This window comes from Brevibacillus ginsengisoli (assembly GCF_050113715.1).
Lineage (GTDB): Bacteria > Bacillota > Bacilli > Brevibacillales > Brevibacillaceae > Brevibacillus_H > Brevibacillus_H ginsengisoli.
In genome coordinates, this window is sequence record NZ_JBNJQR010000009.1 from 83023 (window position 1) to 101984 (window position 18962).

The 18962-nt window shown below is 39.0% G+C and carries 20 protein-coding genes; 14 read left to right on the forward strand and 6 right to left on the reverse strand.

The window, feature by feature from the left end; all coding sequences use genetic code 11:
- Nucleotides 1-9: 9 nt before the first annotated feature.
- The 4 genes from ACQCN2_RS17965 (at nucleotide 10) to ACQCN2_RS17980 (ending at nucleotide 4486) form a co-directional block, all read left to right on the forward strand.
- Entirely contained in the window at nucleotides 10-660 is a 651-nt protein-coding gene (locus tag ACQCN2_RS17965) for a restriction endonuclease (RefSeq protein WP_426930316.1), read from the forward strand.
- A gap of 44 nt (nucleotides 661-704) precedes the next feature.
- A complete protein-coding gene (locus tag ACQCN2_RS17970; protein ID WP_426930317.1) occupies nucleotides 705-2258 on the forward strand; it encodes an RNA-dependent RNA polymerase family protein in 1554 nt (517 codons plus the stop codon).
- 522 nt (nucleotides 2259-2780) lie between these two features.
- Nucleotides 2781-3755, forward strand: a complete 975-nt coding sequence (locus ACQCN2_RS17975) for a helix-turn-helix transcriptional regulator (protein WP_426930318.1) — start codon at nucleotides 2781-2783, stop codon at nucleotides 3753-3755.
- A 104-nt stretch (nucleotides 3756-3859) separates the two neighbouring features.
- A complete protein-coding gene (locus ACQCN2_RS17980; RefSeq protein ID WP_426930319.1) occupies nucleotides 3860-4486 on the forward strand; it encodes a type 1 glutamine amidotransferase family protein in 627 nt (208 codons plus the stop codon).
- Nucleotides 4487-4596: 110 nt separating this feature from the next.
- Here the strand turns inward: ACQCN2_RS17980 and ACQCN2_RS17985 are convergent, their stop codons facing one another.
- The 4 genes from ACQCN2_RS17985 to ACQCN2_RS18000 form a co-directional block, all read right to left on the reverse strand.
- Nucleotides 4597-5934 (reverse strand): GntT/GntP/DsdX family permease, encoded by a 1338-nt coding sequence (locus ACQCN2_RS17985; protein WP_426930320.1) that lies wholly within the window; start codon nucleotides 5932-5934, stop codon nucleotides 4597-4599.
- A gap of 32 nt (nucleotides 5935-5966) precedes the next feature.
- A complete protein-coding gene (gene dsdA, locus ACQCN2_RS17990; protein WP_426930489.1) occupies nucleotides 5967-7316 on the reverse strand; it encodes a D-serine ammonia-lyase in 1350 nt (449 codons plus the stop codon).
- 64 nt (nucleotides 7317-7380) lie between these two features.
- Nucleotides 7381-7755, reverse strand: a complete 375-nt coding sequence (locus tag ACQCN2_RS17995; protein ID WP_426930321.1) for a RidA family protein — start codon at nucleotides 7753-7755, stop codon at nucleotides 7381-7383.
- Nucleotides 7756-8028: 273 nt separating this feature from the next.
- Nucleotides 8029-8583, reverse strand: a complete 555-nt coding sequence (locus ACQCN2_RS18000) for a cupin domain-containing protein (protein ID WP_426930490.1) — start codon at nucleotides 8581-8583, stop codon at nucleotides 8029-8031.
- A 507-nt stretch (nucleotides 8584-9090) separates the two neighbouring features.
- On the opposite strand from ACQCN2_RS18000, the gene ACQCN2_RS18005 reads away from it, so the two are divergent.
- The 4 genes from ACQCN2_RS18005 (at nucleotide 9091) to ACQCN2_RS18020 (ending at nucleotide 12760) form a co-directional block, all read left to right on the forward strand.
- Nucleotides 9091-10167, forward strand: a complete 1077-nt coding sequence (locus ACQCN2_RS18005; protein ID WP_426930322.1) for an alpha/beta fold hydrolase — start codon at nucleotides 9091-9093, stop codon at nucleotides 10165-10167.
- Nucleotides 10168-10338: 171 nt separating this feature from the next.
- Complete coding sequence (locus ACQCN2_RS18010) at nucleotides 10339-10872, forward strand: RNA polymerase sigma factor (protein ID WP_426930323.1); 534 nt, start codon at nucleotides 10339-10341, stop codon at nucleotides 10870-10872.
- Nucleotides 10856-11926, forward strand: a complete 1071-nt coding sequence (locus ACQCN2_RS18015; protein ID WP_426930324.1) for a hypothetical protein — start codon at nucleotides 10856-10858, stop codon at nucleotides 11924-11926. Before ACQCN2_RS18010 ends, ACQCN2_RS18015 begins: the two co-directional genes overlap by 17 nt.
- 336 nt (nucleotides 11927-12262) lie before the next feature.
- The gene (locus ACQCN2_RS18020; protein WP_426930491.1) at nucleotides 12263-12760 is read left to right on the forward strand and encodes a DinB family protein; all 498 of its coding nucleotides are present in this window, start codon (nucleotides 12263-12265) and stop codon (nucleotides 12758-12760) included.
- 49 nt (nucleotides 12761-12809) lie between these two features.
- On the opposite strand, the gene ACQCN2_RS18025 is transcribed toward ACQCN2_RS18020, so the two are convergent.
- Complete coding sequence (locus tag ACQCN2_RS18025; RefSeq protein ID WP_426930325.1) at nucleotides 12810-13280, reverse strand: GNAT family N-acetyltransferase; 471 nt, start codon at nucleotides 13278-13280, stop codon at nucleotides 12810-12812.
- A 79-nt stretch (nucleotides 13281-13359) separates the two neighbouring features.
- Between ACQCN2_RS18025 and ACQCN2_RS18030 the strand changes: the two genes are divergently transcribed.
- From ACQCN2_RS18030 to ACQCN2_RS18055, 6 genes are all read left to right on the forward strand, one after another.
- Complete coding sequence (locus ACQCN2_RS18030; RefSeq protein ID WP_426930326.1) at nucleotides 13360-14220, forward strand: MerR family transcriptional regulator; 861 nt, start codon at nucleotides 13360-13362, stop codon at nucleotides 14218-14220.
- 183 nt (nucleotides 14221-14403) lie between these two features.
- Nucleotides 14404-15030 carry a 4Fe-4S single cluster domain-containing protein gene (locus tag ACQCN2_RS18035; protein ID WP_426930327.1) on the forward strand — a complete coding sequence of 209 codons (627 nt, stop codon included), beginning with the start codon at nucleotides 14404-14406 and terminating at the stop codon, nucleotides 15028-15030.
- 2 nt (nucleotides 15031-15032) lie between these two features.
- Nucleotides 15033-15488: a DUF1257 domain-containing protein gene (locus tag ACQCN2_RS18040; protein ID WP_426930328.1), complete on the forward strand. Its 456-nt coding sequence runs from the start codon at nucleotides 15033-15035 to the stop codon at nucleotides 15486-15488.
- 135 nt (nucleotides 15489-15623) lie between these two features.
- Entirely contained in the window at nucleotides 15624-16190 is a 567-nt protein-coding gene (locus ACQCN2_RS18045; RefSeq protein WP_426930329.1) for a ComEA family DNA-binding protein, read from the forward strand.
- A 51-nt stretch (nucleotides 16191-16241) separates the two neighbouring features.
- Nucleotides 16242-17927, forward strand: a complete 1686-nt coding sequence (locus tag ACQCN2_RS18050) for an AAA family ATPase (protein WP_426930330.1) — start codon at nucleotides 16242-16244, stop codon at nucleotides 17925-17927.
- Between the two features lie 13 nt (nucleotides 17928-17940).
- Nucleotides 17941-18147, forward strand: a complete 207-nt coding sequence (locus ACQCN2_RS18055) for a DUF2997 domain-containing protein (RefSeq protein WP_426930331.1) — start codon at nucleotides 17941-17943, stop codon at nucleotides 18145-18147.
- A 132-nt stretch (nucleotides 18148-18279) separates the two neighbouring features.
- Here ACQCN2_RS18055 and ACQCN2_RS18060 read toward each other — a convergent pair whose 3' ends face one another.
- Nucleotides 18280-18930 carry a GGDEF domain-containing protein gene (locus ACQCN2_RS18060; RefSeq protein WP_426930332.1) on the reverse strand — a complete coding sequence of 217 codons (651 nt, stop codon included), beginning with the start codon at nucleotides 18928-18930 and terminating at the stop codon, nucleotides 18280-18282.
- Between the last annotated feature and the right edge of the window lie 32 nt (nucleotides 18931-18962).

Below are 18962 nucleotides of genomic sequence, written 5' to 3' on the forward strand. Positions count from 1 at the left end.
GGAAAGTAGATGGAATTAATTTTAATTATTCTTACCTTAATAATCGTATGTCTTTTTATCCTATTGAAGTGTGGGATTTTAACAAAGAAGGCACCAACAATCAGCGAGGATAATTTTGAATCAATTGATCCGCTAGCGATAGACATACATGATATAGATAAAATGGTTGACGGTTCAGAGTTTGAAATGTATTTATATAGACTATTTGATGCACTGGGATACAAAGAAGTTTATAAAACCGTAGGAAGTAGAGATTTTGGTGCTGATTTAGTTTTTACTGATCGTTCCGGGGCTCGTAATGTAGTACAGGCCAAACGATATAGTATTGATAATCCAGTAGGGTTGGGTGGAGTACAAGAAGTATATTCCTCTATGCGATTTTATAAGGCTAAGAAGTCAATTGTCATTGCAACGACTACATATACCGATTCATGTGAAAAGTTGGCAGGTTACAATGGCGTAAAATTATTAGATCGTTCAGATTTAATTTCTATTATTGAAGAATTTAAACAAGGGAATGCAGAAAAAGCAAAAGATATTATTGAGGCAGAGCCAAGAGTAATTCTGGACTCGTGGTCTCAATACATGAACACGAATACTGATATTAAGAAAGATAAGAAAGCAGAGAAATTATTACGAGATACAAAATTATTTAATTAGAATAAATAACAGAACTCTATTAAAAAATAAATATGGAGGAAACAATGAAACTTAATAATGCATATAATTTTAAAAATCCAGTAAAGCATTTTTTAAATGTAGATTCCCTTAAATTTCCGGATGATGTATCTTCAATGGATATTAAGAAGTTGAGCTGGGTTGAACCCTTTAGTTTCAGAGTGAAAAAGCAAGATGATAAGTATCGCACTCTAAAGATGCCTAATATCTTGAATTTTGCATGTGCGTATGAGCAATTTAAAAGTTTACCTAATTTCGACAATGTTAAGATGCTAGATTTCTCTCATAAACGACTATCTACGAATATCGAGACTGGGGATTTTAAATCTGGTGAATATGAAAAACAATTACAAGAAGATTTCGAAAGATTATGTGTATATGATAATTTGATAAGGATGGATATAAAAGAATACTATGGGAGAATCTATACACATCATATCGATTTTAAGGACAAAAAAGAAAATTATTTATCTAATTTGAATTTAGGTGGAACGAATGGGTTACTAATGGGCAACTATTTGTCGCTATATTTTGCAGAAACTATTTTAAAATCTATAAGTGATGATATAGCGCAAGAAATAATTGATGCTAATATTGAATGTGAGTTCTCGTATTTCTCGGATGATTTTTATTTCTTCTGCAACAAGAATGATAATGAGAAAGTGGTTACGATTTTTGATAAGGTTTTAGAAAAATATCACTTTGAAAGAAACGAAAACAAAAAGGAAGTATGGGATTATGAAACTTATAATAACTACAATCTAGTCGCAAGATATTGGAAAAAACTAATTGCTCATTGCAATATTAGATTTAATGAAGAGAGAGATAATAATAAGCTATATTTTATTAATCAACTAGTGTATAGAATGTCTAATTTGAAGGATGACAAACTTAAAACTGTTTTTATCAATAATTTTTTTAAGACTAGATATTTTATGGAACTTGACCTTGAGAAATATCAGATTAAGAGATATGACTATCATCAGATCTGCTTTATTATGAAATTTTCACCCGAGGTTATGTTGTATGCAGCTAATAAATTTAGTGCGATGAGCAATTTTGATTCTTGTAGATTATACAAATTTTTAAAAGTTAGATATAGAGAGGCACTGCAAGGATCATTTAATGAAGAACAACTCTATTATTACTATGCCATTAAAATGTTTGGTTTTACAGACATTTTAGAGGGGTTGAAAGATGTAGTACTAATGTCAAATAATCAAATATTAATATCCTATTATTTAATGGATGGCATATTTAACGATCAAGATAAAGATGTTTTAAAGGAATATACAGATGAAAAATATTGGTTTCAGAATTACCATTTGATTATGTATTCGGATTCTTTACTCAACGATTTAGAAAACAGTATAAGGAAGTATTTAATACCCGTAAAAGCAGATAAAGATAGACAAAAGGAATCTTACATGACTTTTTATAAAGAGAATTTAGGAATGAGAAATTCAATAATAAGAGATTTCGGAAAAGTAGACGATGAAATTCAAAGGTATATATTACTAAGAATAGAGGAAGGTGAGGCTGCATTTGAAGAAGAGGAGGACGAAGAGATAATAATATAAGAGCATCTGGAATATTGGAGGAAATCCTCTTAGGTGATCTTAATATCTTAAAATATTTAAAAATACCTATGTAATTCTTACTAATTGACCACATTTTGACCACACAATTACATATGTTAATTCGTCTTTGGATTAACGAGGATTAACAAATGCAATAAAAACACACTAGAAGTAATATTATTTCATCACCGATTCATATTACCACAATACGAGTCATGTTGAGACGGTCTGTCAATTGATAAAGAAATTGTAACCCCAAAATAAACCCGTGAAAAAATCGAATATTGACATGATAAAATCGGGGAAGGGATGAATGGAGAACGGGGGAAAACCCAGATCCATCAAGCCTTTCCCCTGTTTTTATATCAAGACATTATTCAGACTATAATAAAGTCGTGACAGAAAAAGTCTGGTCAAAAATCGGGAAAATCATTGCTTTGTAGTAAGAGTGTATTAATTGATGAAACGGTGGAACGCGGGTTAAAGGGCTGATGGACGTAAGAACAGAAAGGATAGGGCTCCGTGTCAAAAAACGATAATATGCTGGCAATTCTTTGGATGCTGAATTCAGGAGCAAAAATAACGGCGAAACAAATTGCGGAAAAGTTAGAGATAAACGTGCGAACCGTATACCGTTATATGGATTCGCTTTGCGCCAGTGGAGTACCGATCGTCTCTGATGCAGGACAGAATGGCGGGTATAGCTTGCTGAACAATTTCATCAATGCGCCTTTGATCTTTGATGTTGAAGAACAAAAAGCGTTGATTCATGCTGCCGTATTTGCAAAAGAAGCAGGGTACCCTTTCAGCGAGACATTAAGCAAAGCCACAGAAAAATTGAAAATGTATTCAAACCAGGAACAGGAAAGCATTCTCAAGCGCCATTTAACTGGCTTTGAAGTGATAAGCCGTAATATTGACCCTTCTGTTAAGCCAACATTAGTAGAACTGGAGCGGGCTGTAGCAAACGAGTATTCTGTAGAAATTGAATACCGCACAACCCATGAAGAACAACCAAGGCAAAGGGTGATTGATCCTTATGGTGTGATTTATTGGAATAATAAATGGTATACGATTGGGTTTTGTCATCTGCGGTGTGAAATTAGAAGTTTCCGGGCTGAACGGATTTTACAGATAAAACAAACGCAAATGGTGTTTAAACGGCCTGAATCTTTTTCTGCCAAAGAGTTTTTTTTACAGAATCTATTGCCGGATCTGACGGATAAAGATGGGCTGATTTCATTAATTATACGGGGCAGGGCAGAGGCTTTGGACGACTTGTGCATTCATTGGTTTTTAGGTCATCATCTAAAAGAGAGAACAACAAATCAAGCTGTCTTTTTACTTGACGAACGAGCAATTCATGCCTATGTGCCGAATTTTCTTTTATCCTATGGGAAGGCGATTCAGGTAATTGAACCACAGAGTTTGAAGATGAAACTCGTTGCTGTCGCATCAGAGTTAATGGAATACTATCAGAATGAACAGCTTCACTGACAGCCGTTGTCAGTGAAGCTGTTTTATTATGAGAAAAGGGGTTCAACAATCCCAAAAATGATGGATTACCATCAATGAATTGTAAAAAGGTGGAGGACATGCAAATGAATAATACTGTCTATCTCTATGTATTTGATACGATGGCAGACTGGGAAATAGGTTACTTATCTGCCGAACTAAATTCGGGAAGATATTATAAGAAAGGACTGACACCATCAAAAATAGTTACGGTGGGAATTGAAAAGACCCCTGTGATTACAAAGGGAGGCTTAAAAATATTACCTGATCGTAAGCTGGATGAGTGCAGTATTAAAAACGCAGATGCTTTGATTCTACCGGGTGGAGATACGTGGGCGGAGACAATTCACGAACCTATACTAAAAATAGTCGAGCAGTGTTTAATAGAGAATATTGTTGTAGCAGCGATTTGCGGTGCTACAGTAGGACTGGCTAAGAAAGGATTGTTGGATTCGCGATGGCATACAAGCAATGACTTAGAATACCTTAAAATGATATGTCCCACCTATACCGGAGAAAAGTACTACAAGAAGGAGTCCGCCGTAACGGATGGAAAATTGATTACTGCTTCTGGAGTAGCTCCATTGGAATTTGCTTTACATGTCTTGAAGTCCTTAGATGTATGTACATCCCAAACATTAGACGCTTGGTATAATCTTAATAAAACGCATGAACCGAAATATTTCTACGAGATGATGAATTCAATCCAATGAAGGTGAAAAAGGTACTTTACTTACATGTCGTTGGAAGCATGTAAGTATAAGTACCTTTACTTCTGCATCCCTTCATGACGAATGGCGAGGATGTGTTATACTAGTATTTATTAAATGACTAGAGATAAAAGTAATATACTGCCTAGAGATACAAATGATGCAATAAGGCAGGCCGCCGTGAAGCTCTTAAACATATCCGGTAATGATAATCCTAAATATTCTTTTACAAACCAAAAGCTCGAATCGTTAACATGGCACCAACCTATCGCTCCGGAACCAATGGCGAGAACGATAATTTCAGGACTCACACCAGGATAAGCAGCCAGCATTGGAGCCACCATGCCTGCAGTACTAATCATGGCCACCGTGGCGGAACCGATAGCACCGTGCATGAGCCAAGCAATTAGCCAAGCAAGAATAATAGGGTTCATGTTTAGAGACATCAAAATCTTAGACAATTCATTACCTAACCCACTGTCAACTAATATCCCATTAAAAGCTCCACCGCCACCAATAATCAGCAAGATGCCGGCAATCGGTCCAAAGCATTGTTCTGTAAGCGCTAACAAGTTTTTCATTTTTAAACCACGAGAAAGGCCTAACGTATAATAGGCTACAAATACGGAAATGAGAAGCGCGATAATTGGATTGCCTAAGAAGGTAACAATCGGCAAAATAGCAGAATCTTTTGCGAGAAACAATGTACTAATCGTTTTTCCTACCATAATGAAGAGGGGCAATAGGATAGTAAATAGGGTAATACCGAAGCCTGGAAGATTCTCAGCTGGCGTTGCAGCGGTCACTTCTGATTCTTTTAATACTCCAGTCTTGCACTTCTTACTGATAAACTTGGCCCAAATTGGACCAGCTAAAATGGCAGTAGGAGTTCCTACAAGAAGAGCATACAGAATGACCTTCCCTACATCAGCTCCCAAAGCTGTAGTAATGGCAAACGCTGCCGGATGTGGAGGTACCATGCAGTGTACGACCATCAGCGATACTGCCAAAGGAATTCCGACGCGGAGCAACGACATCTTAGCTTGTTTGGCAACTATGAAAACCAAAGGGAAAAGTAAAACAAATCCTACTTCAAAAAATACGGGGATTCCGGCGATTAAGCCGACAATTGTCATAGCCCAGGGAGCCCTTTTTTCTCCCATTGTTTCTAGTAATGTTCGGGCAAGGCGCTCTGCCCCGCCAGATATTTCTAACATTTTGCCTAAAATCGTGCCAAAACCGATAACAGTAGCTAGAAAACCTAACGTTCCAGCCATTCCGTTTTCAATGGAAGTAGCAATCTTAGGCAGAGGCATACCTGTAGCAATTCCCACAAATATACACACTATCATTAAGGAAAGAAAGGGATGTAACTTAACTCGAAGAATTAGAAAGATGAGTAATGCTATAGATGCACCTAATACTAACATCATCATTGTTCCTGTATCCATATTCTAAATCCCTCCCTATGCTATAAAGCAAATCAGCTCATTGCACCTTTACGGTAGAAATCTTCCATAACATCTTTGGGAACCATGCCGCCGCCAGTAGCCCAAAGAATGTGAGTGGCATTTGGCATCTTCTGTTCAAGGTGATTATTTTTTATATAATCTTTTCCAATGGAAGAAGCGTGCAATTGAACTGGTCCGATAAATCCTGCAACTGCTGATGGTTCTAAGAATATTCCTTCCGAATCGGCTAGCTTTCTGAGGATTCGATAGAGACAGTCATCTTGAATAGTAAAGACACCACTAATATCTTTCTCTAGCGCTTTACCCACAAAGCCGGATGGTCTCCCAACGGCAAGCCCATCTGCTGCCGTAATATTATCAATGCCAAATTCCTGAGCGGATACATCGCTATGCTTACGTGTCATTAAACCTAGCAACATTGCTGGTGAATGAGTTGGCTCTGCAAAAAAGCAATGGACATTGTCTCCAAATACTGTCCGCATTCCAAAAGTAATTCCGCCTGGAGCGCCGCCTACACCGCAAGGTAGATAAACGAAAAGCGGATGATCCTGATCGACTGGAATTTTCATGTCATTTAGTTGCTTTTGGAGCCGTTTAGCTGCTACGGCATAACCGAGGAATAATGTTGAAGAATTTTCATCATCAACGAAGTGACTATTGGGATCTTCTTGAGATTGTTGTCTACCTGCGGCTACTGCTTTCCCATAGTCGCTATTGTGTTCAACTACGATTGCGCCTTTTTGCCGCAATAAATCTTTTTTCCACTGTTTAGCGTCAGTAGACATATGCACAATAACTTTGAAACCTAATTGGGCACTCATAATACCAATACTAAGACCTAGATTACCGGTTGATCCGACCACGATCGAATAATTCGAAAATAGAGTCCGGAATTTTTCATCTGCCAGAATTGAGTAGTCATCGGTTATTGAAAGCATGCCGTGTTTAAAGGCGATCTCTTCGGCCACTTTTAATATTTCGTAAATTCCACCGCGAGCCTTTACAGAACCCGAGATGGGAAGGTGACTATCACACTTCAGATATAAAGTTCCCGCAATTTCCTGATTGAACATTTCTGACAACTTCTGCTGCATTTTAGGGATGTTGACTAATTCAGATTCGATGATCCCGTTTTTTTCCTTGGTTTCCGGGAACACGTTTGCTAAATAGGGAGCGAAGCGAACCAGTCGTTGTTCCGCATCTTCGATATCAGCTATCCCTAATTCCTTGTTAATCATTCGGTTGTTGCAACTCTCAAGCTGCGGGTTTACCCAGAAAACTTCCTCTGCATCAATGATTTGCTGCAGAACAGGTAATTCTTCTTTCCATTCTTCGACTGTTTTTCCGGCAACGATGTTCATCATGTTTACCTCCGTTTTTGGATAAAGTTTTAATCCAAAAGGCGACTTGTGGTTGGTTTTAAATCTATTTTTCTGCGATTAATTCTATTTCTACTTTGGCTCCCTTAGGAAGACCTGCAACCTGGAAGCAGGAACGTGCTGGGAAGCCAGACGGGAAATAAGAGCCATAGATTTCATTCAGACAAGTAAAGTTGGCAAGATCGGACATAAAAATCGTCGTTTTTACAATATCCTCGAAACCGTATCCTGCTTCGTTCAAAATTGCGGAGATGTTCTCCATCACTTGTTTTGCCTGTGTTGCAAAGTCGTCATCCATTTCACCTGTCTGCGGATTAATTCCAAGTTGCCCAGATACATACAGGCGGGAAGCGCTTACAATTGCTTGCGAATATGGTCCGATCGCGCCGGGAGCCTTATCAGTCATAATTGTTTTTTTCATATAATTTCATCTCCTTGTTTTTAAATCTATCGAACCCTGATAGTTAAATCAGGTTTAATAAATTAAATCTGAATAAATCATAGCATTTCACTTTTATTCATTCAAGCTTAATATTTATCAATTTTTTGAACCGGTAATAATTTTATTTGCATTAAAAAAACCGTTTCTGTAAGTACAAGTGTATTTCACACTGGTACATACAGAAACGGTTTAAACAATTCAGCCCATATAATTAGAGCATTTGCCGCTTTATCTATGAATATAATTTGCTTTCTAAAATGATGGAGGAGTAATAGCAAAAATAACGTTTGCTTCTTTATCCGATTTATTTTCCCACTTATGTTCGATCCCAGGTGGTATTTTTACACTGTCTCCATTATATAAAGTCTCCACATCGTCCCCAATAAATAATACGACCTCACCCGCCAATACATACGCGACTTCTTCACCAATGTGTCTCATCGGTTTTTCGGCAGACTGGGAATTAGGCGGTAATTTCATTAAAACCATCTCAATGGAACCGCTTAAATCCGGAGACAATAATGTATATTCCCAATTGTTCGATGATGGAAATATAATTTTTTTTCTGGAATTTGCTCTGGTAATTAAATCTTTAGTTTGCACATATTCAGTAAAAAAACTAAATAAAGGAACTTCCAACGCATCGGCAATCACGCGCAGAGTATTCAGTGACGGACTGGCAAGCCCTCTCTCAATTTGGCTTAACATTGATGAAGTTACATTCGTTATTTCTGATAACTGTTTAATCGTATATTCCTTGTTTTTGCGAAATTTCGCGATTGTTTTCCCTAATTCTAGATTATCCATCATTCATCATACCTCTTAAAAATACTCAAAAATTAATGAATATGACGTTCCTGAGCCTAATTGCCCATAAATATAAAGATATCATAAGTCTTAGATATATGATAGTTTGATTTGATTTTTTGCGGATGTAGCCATTTTTCAGTAACTCTCTTTTGCCATTTCTTCAGTAGCTTCTTTCGTTAGAAGTTCCCCTTCCACTAAACTTTTATCCATCCAAGTAAAGCCAAGGAGTTTATTATTGCAATGCCCTTTTCAATGATTCACTGTATGCCTCTTCTTTTACAGAAATGTTTGTTTGAGCGACATTGGCATTGCGTGCTTGGGTCTCGGTGTTTACGAGAAAAGAAGCCAACAATCCAATGCCTATTATTGATGCTAATATCTCAAATGTAAGGATCACCTTGCTAGAGTGAAAGCGATTCCATAAATTTCTTGACCGTTTATATTGAAAGGCATATACTTGTCTCGGTTTACCAAATATTAACGTGACAAAAAGGAGACGAGCTTATGAGAATAACGAAGTGGTCACTCGTTTTTGCAATCTTTTTTTTGTTTATGGTCTTAGGCAGAACGGAAGCTATGGCTTCTTCTGTAACCCATACCGTTGTTAAAGGAGATAATCTTTGGAAAATTGCTAAAAAGTATGGGGTAAATTGGGGTGCCATTGCAGAGGAAAATGGAATTAAAAACGTCCGTGCATTGCAAATTGGGACAGTCCTGAATATTAACCTAAAAGACAAATCCAATGGAACCGTTTCAGCGAAAAGCGCTAACAAGGAAAATGCCGCTCAAGCTTATAAGGAGTATACTGTTTCTATTCAAAACGGAGAGCACAAAATTCCAGCTATTATTTGTCTGCCTAATAGGAAAGGGCCATTTCCCGGGGTAGTGATGCTGCACGGTACCGGATCAAACAAGAATGAAGCAGGCAATGGGTATAAACTAGCTGCTCCGGAGCTTGCTAAGGCTGGCATTGCAAGCATCCGTATTGACTTTATCGGTAATGGAGATAGCACGGAGGATTATATTAATTATAACTTCACTACGGCTGTATCGGATGCTAACGCTGCTGCCAAGTACTTGGCTAAGCTTAAAGGAATTGACGGAAATCGAATTGGGATAATGGGCTGGAGCCAAGGCGGTACAATCGCGATGTTAGCGGCAGGACAAAACAATAATTTCAAGTCTGTTGTTACCTGGGCCGGAGCGCCAGACTTATCAATGATCGCTACTGACGAAGCCTATAATATCGCTAAGAAGGATGGCTTCTATAAACTGACGTTTGACTGGCGCAGTCCCCTTAGACTAGGACTCAAATGGTTCGAGGAAGTGCATGCTACGGATGTATTAAAAGTGTTCTCCAATTCGTCAGCACCGGTATTGGCGATAAACGGTGCGGTTGACACAGACGTAGACCCATCTAATGCAAAGAAAATAGCTGCAACTTCAAAAAACAAAATCTCAAAAGCTATGCTTATTGAAGGCGCAGATCATACTTTTAATATTTTTACAGATGACAAGAGAGCTTTTAATAAACTAGTATCTTCAACAGTTGATTGGTTCTCAAAAACCCTTGCAAAATAAAGAACATATCTATGAAAAATAAGACTATCACATTAGTGAGTAAGAGACACCAGTTATGATCTGGTGTCTTTAGTTTGTATTGTGAGAAAAAAGTGTAAAATTTTTCGTGAAAAAAGTGAAAGATATTCATAAGCTTGTCCGTCTATACAGTGAGTAGGAGGTGGAAAACAATTGGATGATCATGCTGGCGCACGTATTGAACGATGGTTTCTGGCATACAGCAATGATGTTTATCGCTTTCTTGTCTATTATACGGGACGAACAGATATAGATGATCTTGTACAAGAGACCTTTATTCGTGCGCTGAAGGCTATCCAACAAACAGAGGTTGTAAATCCAAAAACGTGGTTGTTTGCCATAGCCAGAAATGTAGCGATTGATGAAAAGCGGAAGACAAAACTTATAAGCTGGTTGCCGGATACGTTCTTGCGGCATCTTGTTTCGTGCGACAAAACACCAGAAGAGTCTTTGGAATTAAGTGAGGACAAACGCATGCTTTATGACATCATCCAGCAGTTGAAGAGATCTTATAGGGACGTCTTGATATTGCGTGGTATCAAGGGGTTATCTAGTAAGGAGACGGCGGAGGTTTTGGGATGGAGTGAAGCCAAAGTAAATGTCACTTTGCATAGGGCAATGAAGGCTATTCAAAACAATATGAATCTTCCTATTTCGGAGGCGATTAAAGATGTCGTCACAAGATGAACAGATCATCTGGGAAGATTTAAACAGTTTCCCGGAGCAGTCCCTTTCTTGGGAGCGGACCCAAGTGATATTAGAGAACATACGCGAGGAGAGAAAAAAGATCGAAAAAATGAGAAAGCGAAAAAAATACGTTGGATGGGTGGCAAATGGACTAATCGCATGTGTAGCGGTATTAGCGTTTATCTGGATGAAGCCATTTTCTTCTTCAGTAGACACTTCGGGAAATAAAGTGGTAATCGACCAAAAGTATATAACGGCGGCTCAAAAGGAAATAAAAGCGCTTGGTATTAACAAGGAGTTTCATTTTGAGGAGATGGAGAAAGACACTGATTTCTATATCATACGGACAAAGAATGAAGAGGCATTTGTGGGGTTTAAACAGAATACAACAGAGGTTCGTTATCTTAAGGCGACGTGTACAGTCAATGAGTTGCCAGCTATTTATAAAAAATATGTAGATACAGCACAAGATGAGTTGAAGAAATCGAACCAATCAGTATTTCAGAAAGTCGAATTGTATAAAAACATGGAAGGAACAACTTTACTCTTTAGGGTAGATGACAAACAGTACGTTGATGTCGATCTAAAAACAAATAAAGTATCCAATTTCTCTATAGATTACAAGCCGGATGATGTCGATAAAAAGTATGTGACTTTAGCACAAAAAGCGTTGATGCAACTGTCAGGTACTGATAGTTTCTCTTTTACTCGGGCGGAAAAATTACTAGTTAATGGTGAAGAACAATGGATACTAACCAATGATCAACAGGATTACGTTAAGAATTATTCTGCTACAATTGGAGCAAAAACAGGTCGAGTGTATATGGTCCACTATATAACGGACCAATATAAAATAAAATCAATTAATGAAGTGATCCCAGTAGTTAAACCGCTTATTAAAAACATATTTGGTCTGGATATTACCGGTTATAAGACTTATGGCGACAGAAGCTGGGGTGGCTACGTGCTTAAAGGTCAGGGAAAACCGGATATTTCCATAAAAACTCAGGACTTCAATATTGGTAGTATCTACAGTATAAATGTTGAATGGTAAAAAATGCTCAGTGATCATATTAATTATCATAAACAGTTTTAACCCTGCCCCGATTTCATAAAATTGAATTCGGGGTCTTTTTGCGTCTTATACTGGGCGAGCAGTCTAACACTAAATGGGGAGAATAGAGAGAGCATAACTTGGTTATTGTCTGAAATCGTGGTAAAATTTAGGTAAAGGTTCAAGGGCAATGCTAATGCTTTGGAGTGAGCTCAGAACTTCTTCCATTGAATTGACGTACTTATATTGGATTAAGGTGAAAAATTACATGTCTAGGATATATACTGGCGGCGCAGGGCAAGACGACTTGCTCGCGCGAGGAGGGACAAGCCGATGTTGAACAAAGCATTGCTGGTCGGGGATGTTATGCACGAGTGGGCGGGAACACGCCGATTGTTGGCAAGTTTGCCGGACGAGCATCTTGGTTGGAAGCCGCACGCGAAGTCGCACACGCTCGGGGAATTGGCGACGCACGTCGTTAACCTATTGAATTGGCAACTGGGCATTCTTCGTGATCCGGGAATTGACCTGTCGATCACGTCTTCTCGAAGGACAGCGTTAACGAGCCGTCAGGCGTTGCTAGACGAATTCGACGGGAACATCCAGGAGCTCGAACGGACCCTGGAGGCTATCGATGAAGCGACGTTGGCTTCGGACTGGACGCTCCGTCGCGGCGATACGATCATGGCCGTTCAACCGAAGGCGATTGCGTTCCGTACGATGGGCATGAGCCACATGATTCACCACCGCGCGCAGCTCGGCGTGTACTTGCGTCTGCTTGACCAACCGATCCCGGGCGTTTATGGCCCGACTGCCGACGAACTCGGTAAGTAGCGATCCGCATAACTAGGCCCGTCGGACTTATCCGTCGGGCTTGCTGTTCTTATTCGCCACTGAAATCCAATTTCTTCACCATGACTTTTTCGCCGTTAATATCGAGTTCTCCATTGAACTTGAATCCTCGTTTTTGATAAATACGAATGGCTTTGACATTGTCCTTATATACACTTAAGTAAATCTTATTGCACTTGTATTGTTTGACGAGGTGCTGGATAAGGTCTTCCAATGATTGCTTACCTAAGCCACGCCCTTGATAACGGTGGTCAATAAAGTAGCGATCTAACCAAACGCGTGTAGCTTCAGTTTCATCTCCCTCTGGAAATTCCCCGTACATCGCAAATCCAACTAATTCTTTGCCTAAATAAAGCCCAACTGGACGATAATAGCAACATTCTTGTGCATCATGTAAACAATTTTGAGGTGTTTCGATAAACGAGGTTTGATCCTTTTCGACACTTAGTTGCAAAATTTCTTGTACATTTTCTTCCGTTACGTCACGAATGAGGATATTCATGACTATCAAAACCTTTCTCTTTAATTTACAGTTAGAAATGTACACTATATAGTAACTATATAGTCAAGGAGGTGTTTTTTTGTCTGATACGGCAAACAAATATTTCACAACAGGGGAATTTGCGAAATTATGTCGAGTCAATAAGCAAACATTGTTTTATTATGATCACATCGGATTAATGTCACCGGATATAAAGAATGAGAATGGCTATCGATTTTATTCGTACCGACAGTTTGAGCTATTTAACGTGATTGAGCTCTTAAAAGAGGTCGGGATGCCCTTAAAAGAAATCAAGCCCTTTTTGGAAAACAAAACACCCGATAACTTTGTTAGCCTTTTAGAAGAGAACGCTTCGAAAATTCAGTGCAAAATTCAAAACCTGCAGCACATAAAGCAAATGATTGAAACGAAGCTGAGATTGACAAAGGAAGCCATCAAAACTGATTTTTCACATATATATTTAGAAGAGCTTGCGGAGGAAAAACTCTTTATCAGTGATTTCATTCTAGATTGTACAGACCGAGACTTTGTAAAGGCTGTTTCTGATTTTATCGATACGCTCTATACACATCGATTCGATACAGGCTATCCGATTGGCGCGATGGTTTCGCGTAATCAACTATTGACAGGAGATTACGAAAACTATTCATATTTATATATGAAATGCACTGAGAATCATGAAGCAATAACTTGCTATACCATGCCAAAGGGTTTGTATGTCGTTGGTTACCATATTGGAAAGAGTGAGAAGATTTCTGTAACTTTTGATCGACTTCTTGAATTTGCTAAAGATCAGGGACTTCAAGTAGAAGAATATGCGTATGAAGAATACGTGCTGGATGCGCTAACCAATAATACGAGCGAGGAGTATGTGACAAAAATAATGATTGGGGTAAGGAGTACAGGGGAAGGGTTCGAGAGAAATGGAGAAATCCAGTAATCTCAAGCCCTTCCTCCGATTTTTATCAAGCTGTTTTTCTCACAACAACATGTGTCCCACAGTAAAGACTAAGGTATGTAAACTGTGACCTGAATTTAAGTAACCAGGAGGGAAAAAAGTGTTAATTGTCGAAATGAAGCATTTGGTATCGCAGTAGATTTAGTTCAATAGGGGTGAATGTGTTTGCCTTCCATTCGTATTTCAAGAGTTGAAAAAAAGACGCGGGTAGAAGGACCTGGGTTGCGTTATGCGATTTGGGTGCAAGGCTGTCCGATTCAATGTGTAGGGTGTTTTAATCCTCATACATGGGATACGGAAGGTGGGGTTTTACGGGATATCGACGAAATTTTTTGTGATATCAAAGATACGTTACAAACTACTCCAGAACTGGAAGGTGTTACTTTTTTGGGAGGAGAGCCTTTTAGTCAAGCAAATGAGCTCGGTATCCTTGCGAAAAGGTTGAAGGAAATGAACTTATCGATTGTCACATTTACGGGGTATGAATATGAGAAGATTCTTCGGTCAAACAATCCAAGCTGGCATCAATTGGTGCAAGAAACCGACTTACTGATTGATGGTCCTTATATTGTGAGCCAACATGATCTAAGGCGTCCCTGGATAGGTTCTAAAAATCAACAATATCGATTCTTAACGAATGTCTATAAACACTTGGAGAAATCGATCCTAACCATACCGAATAAATTAGAAATACGTTTACATCCCGATGGAACCATTACGGCGAATGGAATGGCTCGCGTATTCGATCTGGATATGTTGCATCAATTGGGCTATATACGTAAGGAGGTATAATCTTGAGTATTGAAATCGTGTTAATTCCCCTGGCAATAGCTTTAACAAAAGAGATTGCGGAAGGCATCTCAAACTATACCGATAAAATAAAAAATGACTACATGATGATTGAAACCCGAATGAAGGACGAATCTCTGTTGAAACAAGCCCTTGGGGAGTGGAGTTGTTCATTTCGACAAGTAGAGACAGTAGATTCTTTCAAGTTCGATAATGAAAATGAAGTGACCTTTTTGCTAAATGAGGAGGGCTGTTACTCACTAGTTTTACCTAATTCGGCGGATCAAGAAGCCTTTACGAAGTGGCTTAACAACGTTGAACAATCGTATACCCATTTGCTTCAACAAAGAGTCTATCAGGACCTGATCGAAAAAGCCAAAAAACAGGGAATGATTATGGAAAAAGAAGAAGTGCTGGCAGATAATTCGATACAGCTCACGTACCTATTGAATCAATCGTAAAGGAGGGATAGCCTGGTGAAAATGTACACGAATAGAGGGAAGACTTGGGAGTTAGCCAATAGCTGGTGGATTTTATTGACCTTTCTGCCAATTGGGATGACGAGCTTTATCGGGTTTTTGTATGCAGGATCAAAAGTGAAAAATCAGCGGTGGAGAATTTGGGGAGTCATTTATCTACTCGTCTTTATTGTCGCTTTATATCCCCCTTCCAAGAATATTGGGGCGGTGATCGCTCTCACATTATGGATTGGATCTATTATTCATGCCATTAAAATTCGTCCGGCTTATTTAGTTCAACTAGACGTATTAAAAGAGAATGAAAAAGCGCTGGACAATCAAAAAATCTCAAAGCTGCGCCAAGAAGCTGAGGCAAAGTTTAATGTAACGGAAAATAAAAAATCTCAACCACCACAGCCTAAAATGACAAACGCTTCTCAGGAAGAAGAAGCAATAGGAATAATTGATCTGAATACAGCCTCTGAATCTGAAATTGCCAGCATCCCGGCAATTGGAATCATTCTGGCGAAGAAGGTCAGCATCAAACGTCAAGAGCTTGGCGGCTTTCAATCGTTTGAACACTTCTCGCAAATAATGGAATTAGAAAAACAGACCATCGAAAAAATTGAACACCGTGTAGTTTTTTCACAAGTGGAAAACAACAATACTCAAAATAAGTCAGGAGGAAGAGTCATCGATTTTTAAATGACGCAACTATAAAGCTTCAAAAAACGCTAGGGAAAAGGAAGGGGTAGAATGATCGCATCCGGAAATCAAACGAGAACAAAAACATTACTGGCTAATTTACTGAAGGCGCGTTTTCCCTATTTATATATTCAAACTTGGGAGGAAGACCGTGTGTTATCGGTTATTCGTTCCCTTGCTCAAGAAGTTGAATTAATCAAAACCCCGAGGGAAGTTTTAACATGGAGAATGACAACGGGTATTCTTGATAGTAAAGGTCAGTCCAAAGGGGATTGTAAACAGCCGTTAAAGGCGTTAGAGTTCATTGAAAATTATGACATGCCTTGCATTGTGGTCTTGCAAGATTTCCATGTGTACTTTGGAGGTCAAGGAAGGCTTCCAGATTTCCAAGTCATTCGAAAATTGCGAGATATGTTAACCAATATTAAGCAAAGTCCGAACCCAATCAATGTCATCTTTACATCGCCCTTTTTGACCCTTCCTGAGGAATTACAAAAAGATATAACCATCGTCGATTTTGATTTGCCAACCTTTGAAGAAATTCAATCGGTATTAGAGGAAATGATCAGTATTAATGAGCAAAGTGGCCGAATACAAATCTCTCTAAACGGCGAAGAAAAGGAACGTCTCGCAAAAGCAGCCTTGGGATTAACGCTTTCAGAGGCCGAAAACGCGTTTGCGCGCGCGATGGTTGAAGATGGTCGATTGGATATAAACGATTTAGAAATTATTTTTGAAGAGAAAGAGCAGATTATTAAAAAGACGGGCATTCTGGAATTCATCAGAAGCAATTTAAAGATGGCTGATGTCGGTGGTTTAGAAAACTTGAAGCGTTGGCTAACGAAACGCAATAATTCATGGTTAGATTCCGCAAGAAAATATGGTCTGCCAGCTCCCAAAGGCGTCCTTATTACAGGTGTGCCAGGTTGCGGAAAAAGCATGATCAGTAAATCGATTAGCTCCATGTGGCAATTGCCACTTTTACGATTGGATATGGGGACAATTTTTAGTGGAATCGTTGGAAGCAGTGAAGAAAACATGCGAAAAGCAATTAAAACGGCTGAAGCAATTTCCCCTTCGATTCTATGGATTGACGAGATCGAAAAAGGCTTTAGAGGACTCTCGAATGGCGGAGATAGTGGCACATCGTCACGTATTTTTGGCCAATTTTTAACATGGATGCAGGAAAAAACAAGTCCGGTATTTGTTATTGCGACAGCGAATGATATTTCTGGATTACCGCCAGAATTAATGCGCAAAGGGCGCTTTGATGAAATCTTCTTTGTTGATCTGCCTACCAAGCGTGAAAGAAGAGAAATCTTGAAGGTTCATATGAATAAGCGCTTAAGGGATACTGAAGTAATTGGAGACTTCCAGTTAACAGACGAAGTGTTAGAAAACTTGGCTGAAAAATGTGAAGGGTTCGTTGGAGCTGAGATTGAGCAGCTTGTCATTAATGCCCTTTTTGAAGCTTACGCTGAGGAGCGCTCAATTCGTCTAGAGGATTTTAAAAGAGCGATTGTCAATACCGTTCCATTGTCGATTACGCAAGCAGAACAAATCAGAGCGATTCGCAATTGGGCCAATGTACGTGCGGTTACGGCGACTCCCCAAGAAGACCGAGAAGACTATGCAAGTGAGGCCGCTCTAGTCACAAGCGGAAGTCAGGCTCCGGACGGGAATGGAAATGAGGACGATATTCGGAATAACCGTGGTGGAAGAACGATCGATTTCTAGGGAGTGAGTAGTCATGGCAGAAAAAATTCAAATCCGCATTTTTCCTGATGGTCGAATACAAGCGGAAACCAAGGGGATTAAAGGGGAAAAATGCACGGACTTAATTCCAATTCTAGAAAAGTTACTGAATGCTGAAGCCGTTGAAGCCGAGTATACAGAAGAGTTTTACGAGACAGAACAGGTTAACACCAAAGAGACTCAGAATGAATATTTGAAATAGAAGTTTAGCCCGCTTCAACAAAATTCGGTCAAGTGGCCGATGTTCCGCATACCGGGCAGGTTGACTGTATAGTGTCTACAAATAGAATGGATGAAGCTAAACTATCATAAGAAAAGACCAAGCGAAATATTTTCACTTGGTCCCTGTTTTTCTCTGTTCCTTGTACTTATACATATTACGGTCGGCAGATTTGATCAATTCGTCTAGGTTCTTGCTATCATCTGGGTAGAGTGCGGACCCGATGGAGACACTAACGTCTATGCTAACTTGCTTTGATAGATTTTCTAATTGATTGTCCAGTCTGTTGAGAAGAGTTTGTAGACCTTCCTCATCTTTGTAATAACCAATGATCAGGAATTCGTCCCCTCCCCATCGAGCGGTGATGTCACTTTTTCTTGTCGATTTAAGCAGGGTCTCCGCAATCTTGGTTAGAATCAAGTCACCATTTAAATGACCATAACAGTCGTTAATGTACTTGAAATTATTACAATCAATAATCAATACAAAGAGCCTACTATTTGCTCGTTCGGATAATAATGAAATTTTTTCAAATATTCTCACTACAAATCTGCGATTGTATAGCCCCGTTAATTCATCTTTTTCTGAATAAAATTTAACCTTATCGTACTGTTTTCCAATCCAATACCCACAGAAAATCAAGAGGGGATAGGTGTAAAGATCGAAGGGTTCAAGTGTTCCATCACGGCAATAATAATAGATCAGGTAAATCAGATGTATGATGAACATACCAATACTTCCGCAAATTCTGCCTTTATTTCTCATGTGGATCCCGTCCTAAGATAGTTAAAAAGATC

Coding starts and splice junctions, on each gene's coding strand:
- dsdA (WP_426930489.1), bottom strand. CDS start 7,316: ATGAACATCGTTGCCGGAAAAACAGTCGAAGAATGGAAAGAAGAATTA.
- ACQCN2_RS17985 (WP_426930320.1), bottom strand. CDS start 5,934: ATGGATACAGGAACAATGATGATGTTAGTATTAGGTGCATCTATAGCA.
- ACQCN2_RS18005 (WP_426930322.1), top strand. CDS start 9,091: ATGAGAATAACGAAGTGGTCACTCGTTTTTGCAATCTTTTTTTTGTTT.
- ACQCN2_RS18055 (WP_426930331.1), top strand. CDS start 17,941: ATGGCAGAAAAAATTCAAATCCGCATTTTTCCTGATGGTCGAATACAA.
- ACQCN2_RS18050 (WP_426930330.1), top strand. CDS start 16,242: ATGATCGCATCCGGAAATCAAACGAGAACAAAAACATTACTGGCTAAT.
- ACQCN2_RS18025 (WP_426930325.1), bottom strand. CDS start 13,280: ATGAATATCCTCATTCGTGACGTAACGGAAGAAAATGTACAAGAAATT.
- ACQCN2_RS18060 (WP_426930332.1), bottom strand. CDS start 18,930: ATGAGAAATAAAGGCAGAATTTGCGGAAGTATTGGTATGTTCATCATA.
- ACQCN2_RS17965 (WP_426930316.1), top strand. CDS start 10: ATGGAATTAATTTTAATTATTCTTACCTTAATAATCGTATGTCTTTTT.
- ACQCN2_RS17995 (WP_426930321.1), bottom strand. CDS start 7,755: ATGAAAAAAACAATTATGACTGATAAGGCTCCCGGCGCGATCGGACCA.
- ACQCN2_RS17980 (WP_426930319.1), top strand. CDS start 3,860: ATGAATAATACTGTCTATCTCTATGTATTTGATACGATGGCAGACTGG.
- ACQCN2_RS18015 (WP_426930324.1), top strand. CDS start 10,856: ATGTCGTCACAAGATGAACAGATCATCTGGGAAGATTTAAACAGTTTC.
- ACQCN2_RS18000 (WP_426930490.1), bottom strand. CDS start 8,583: ATGGATAATCTAGAATTAGGGAAAACAATCGCGAAATTTCGCAAAAAC.
- ACQCN2_RS17970 (WP_426930317.1), top strand. CDS start 705: ATGAAACTTAATAATGCATATAATTTTAAAAATCCAGTAAAGCATTTT.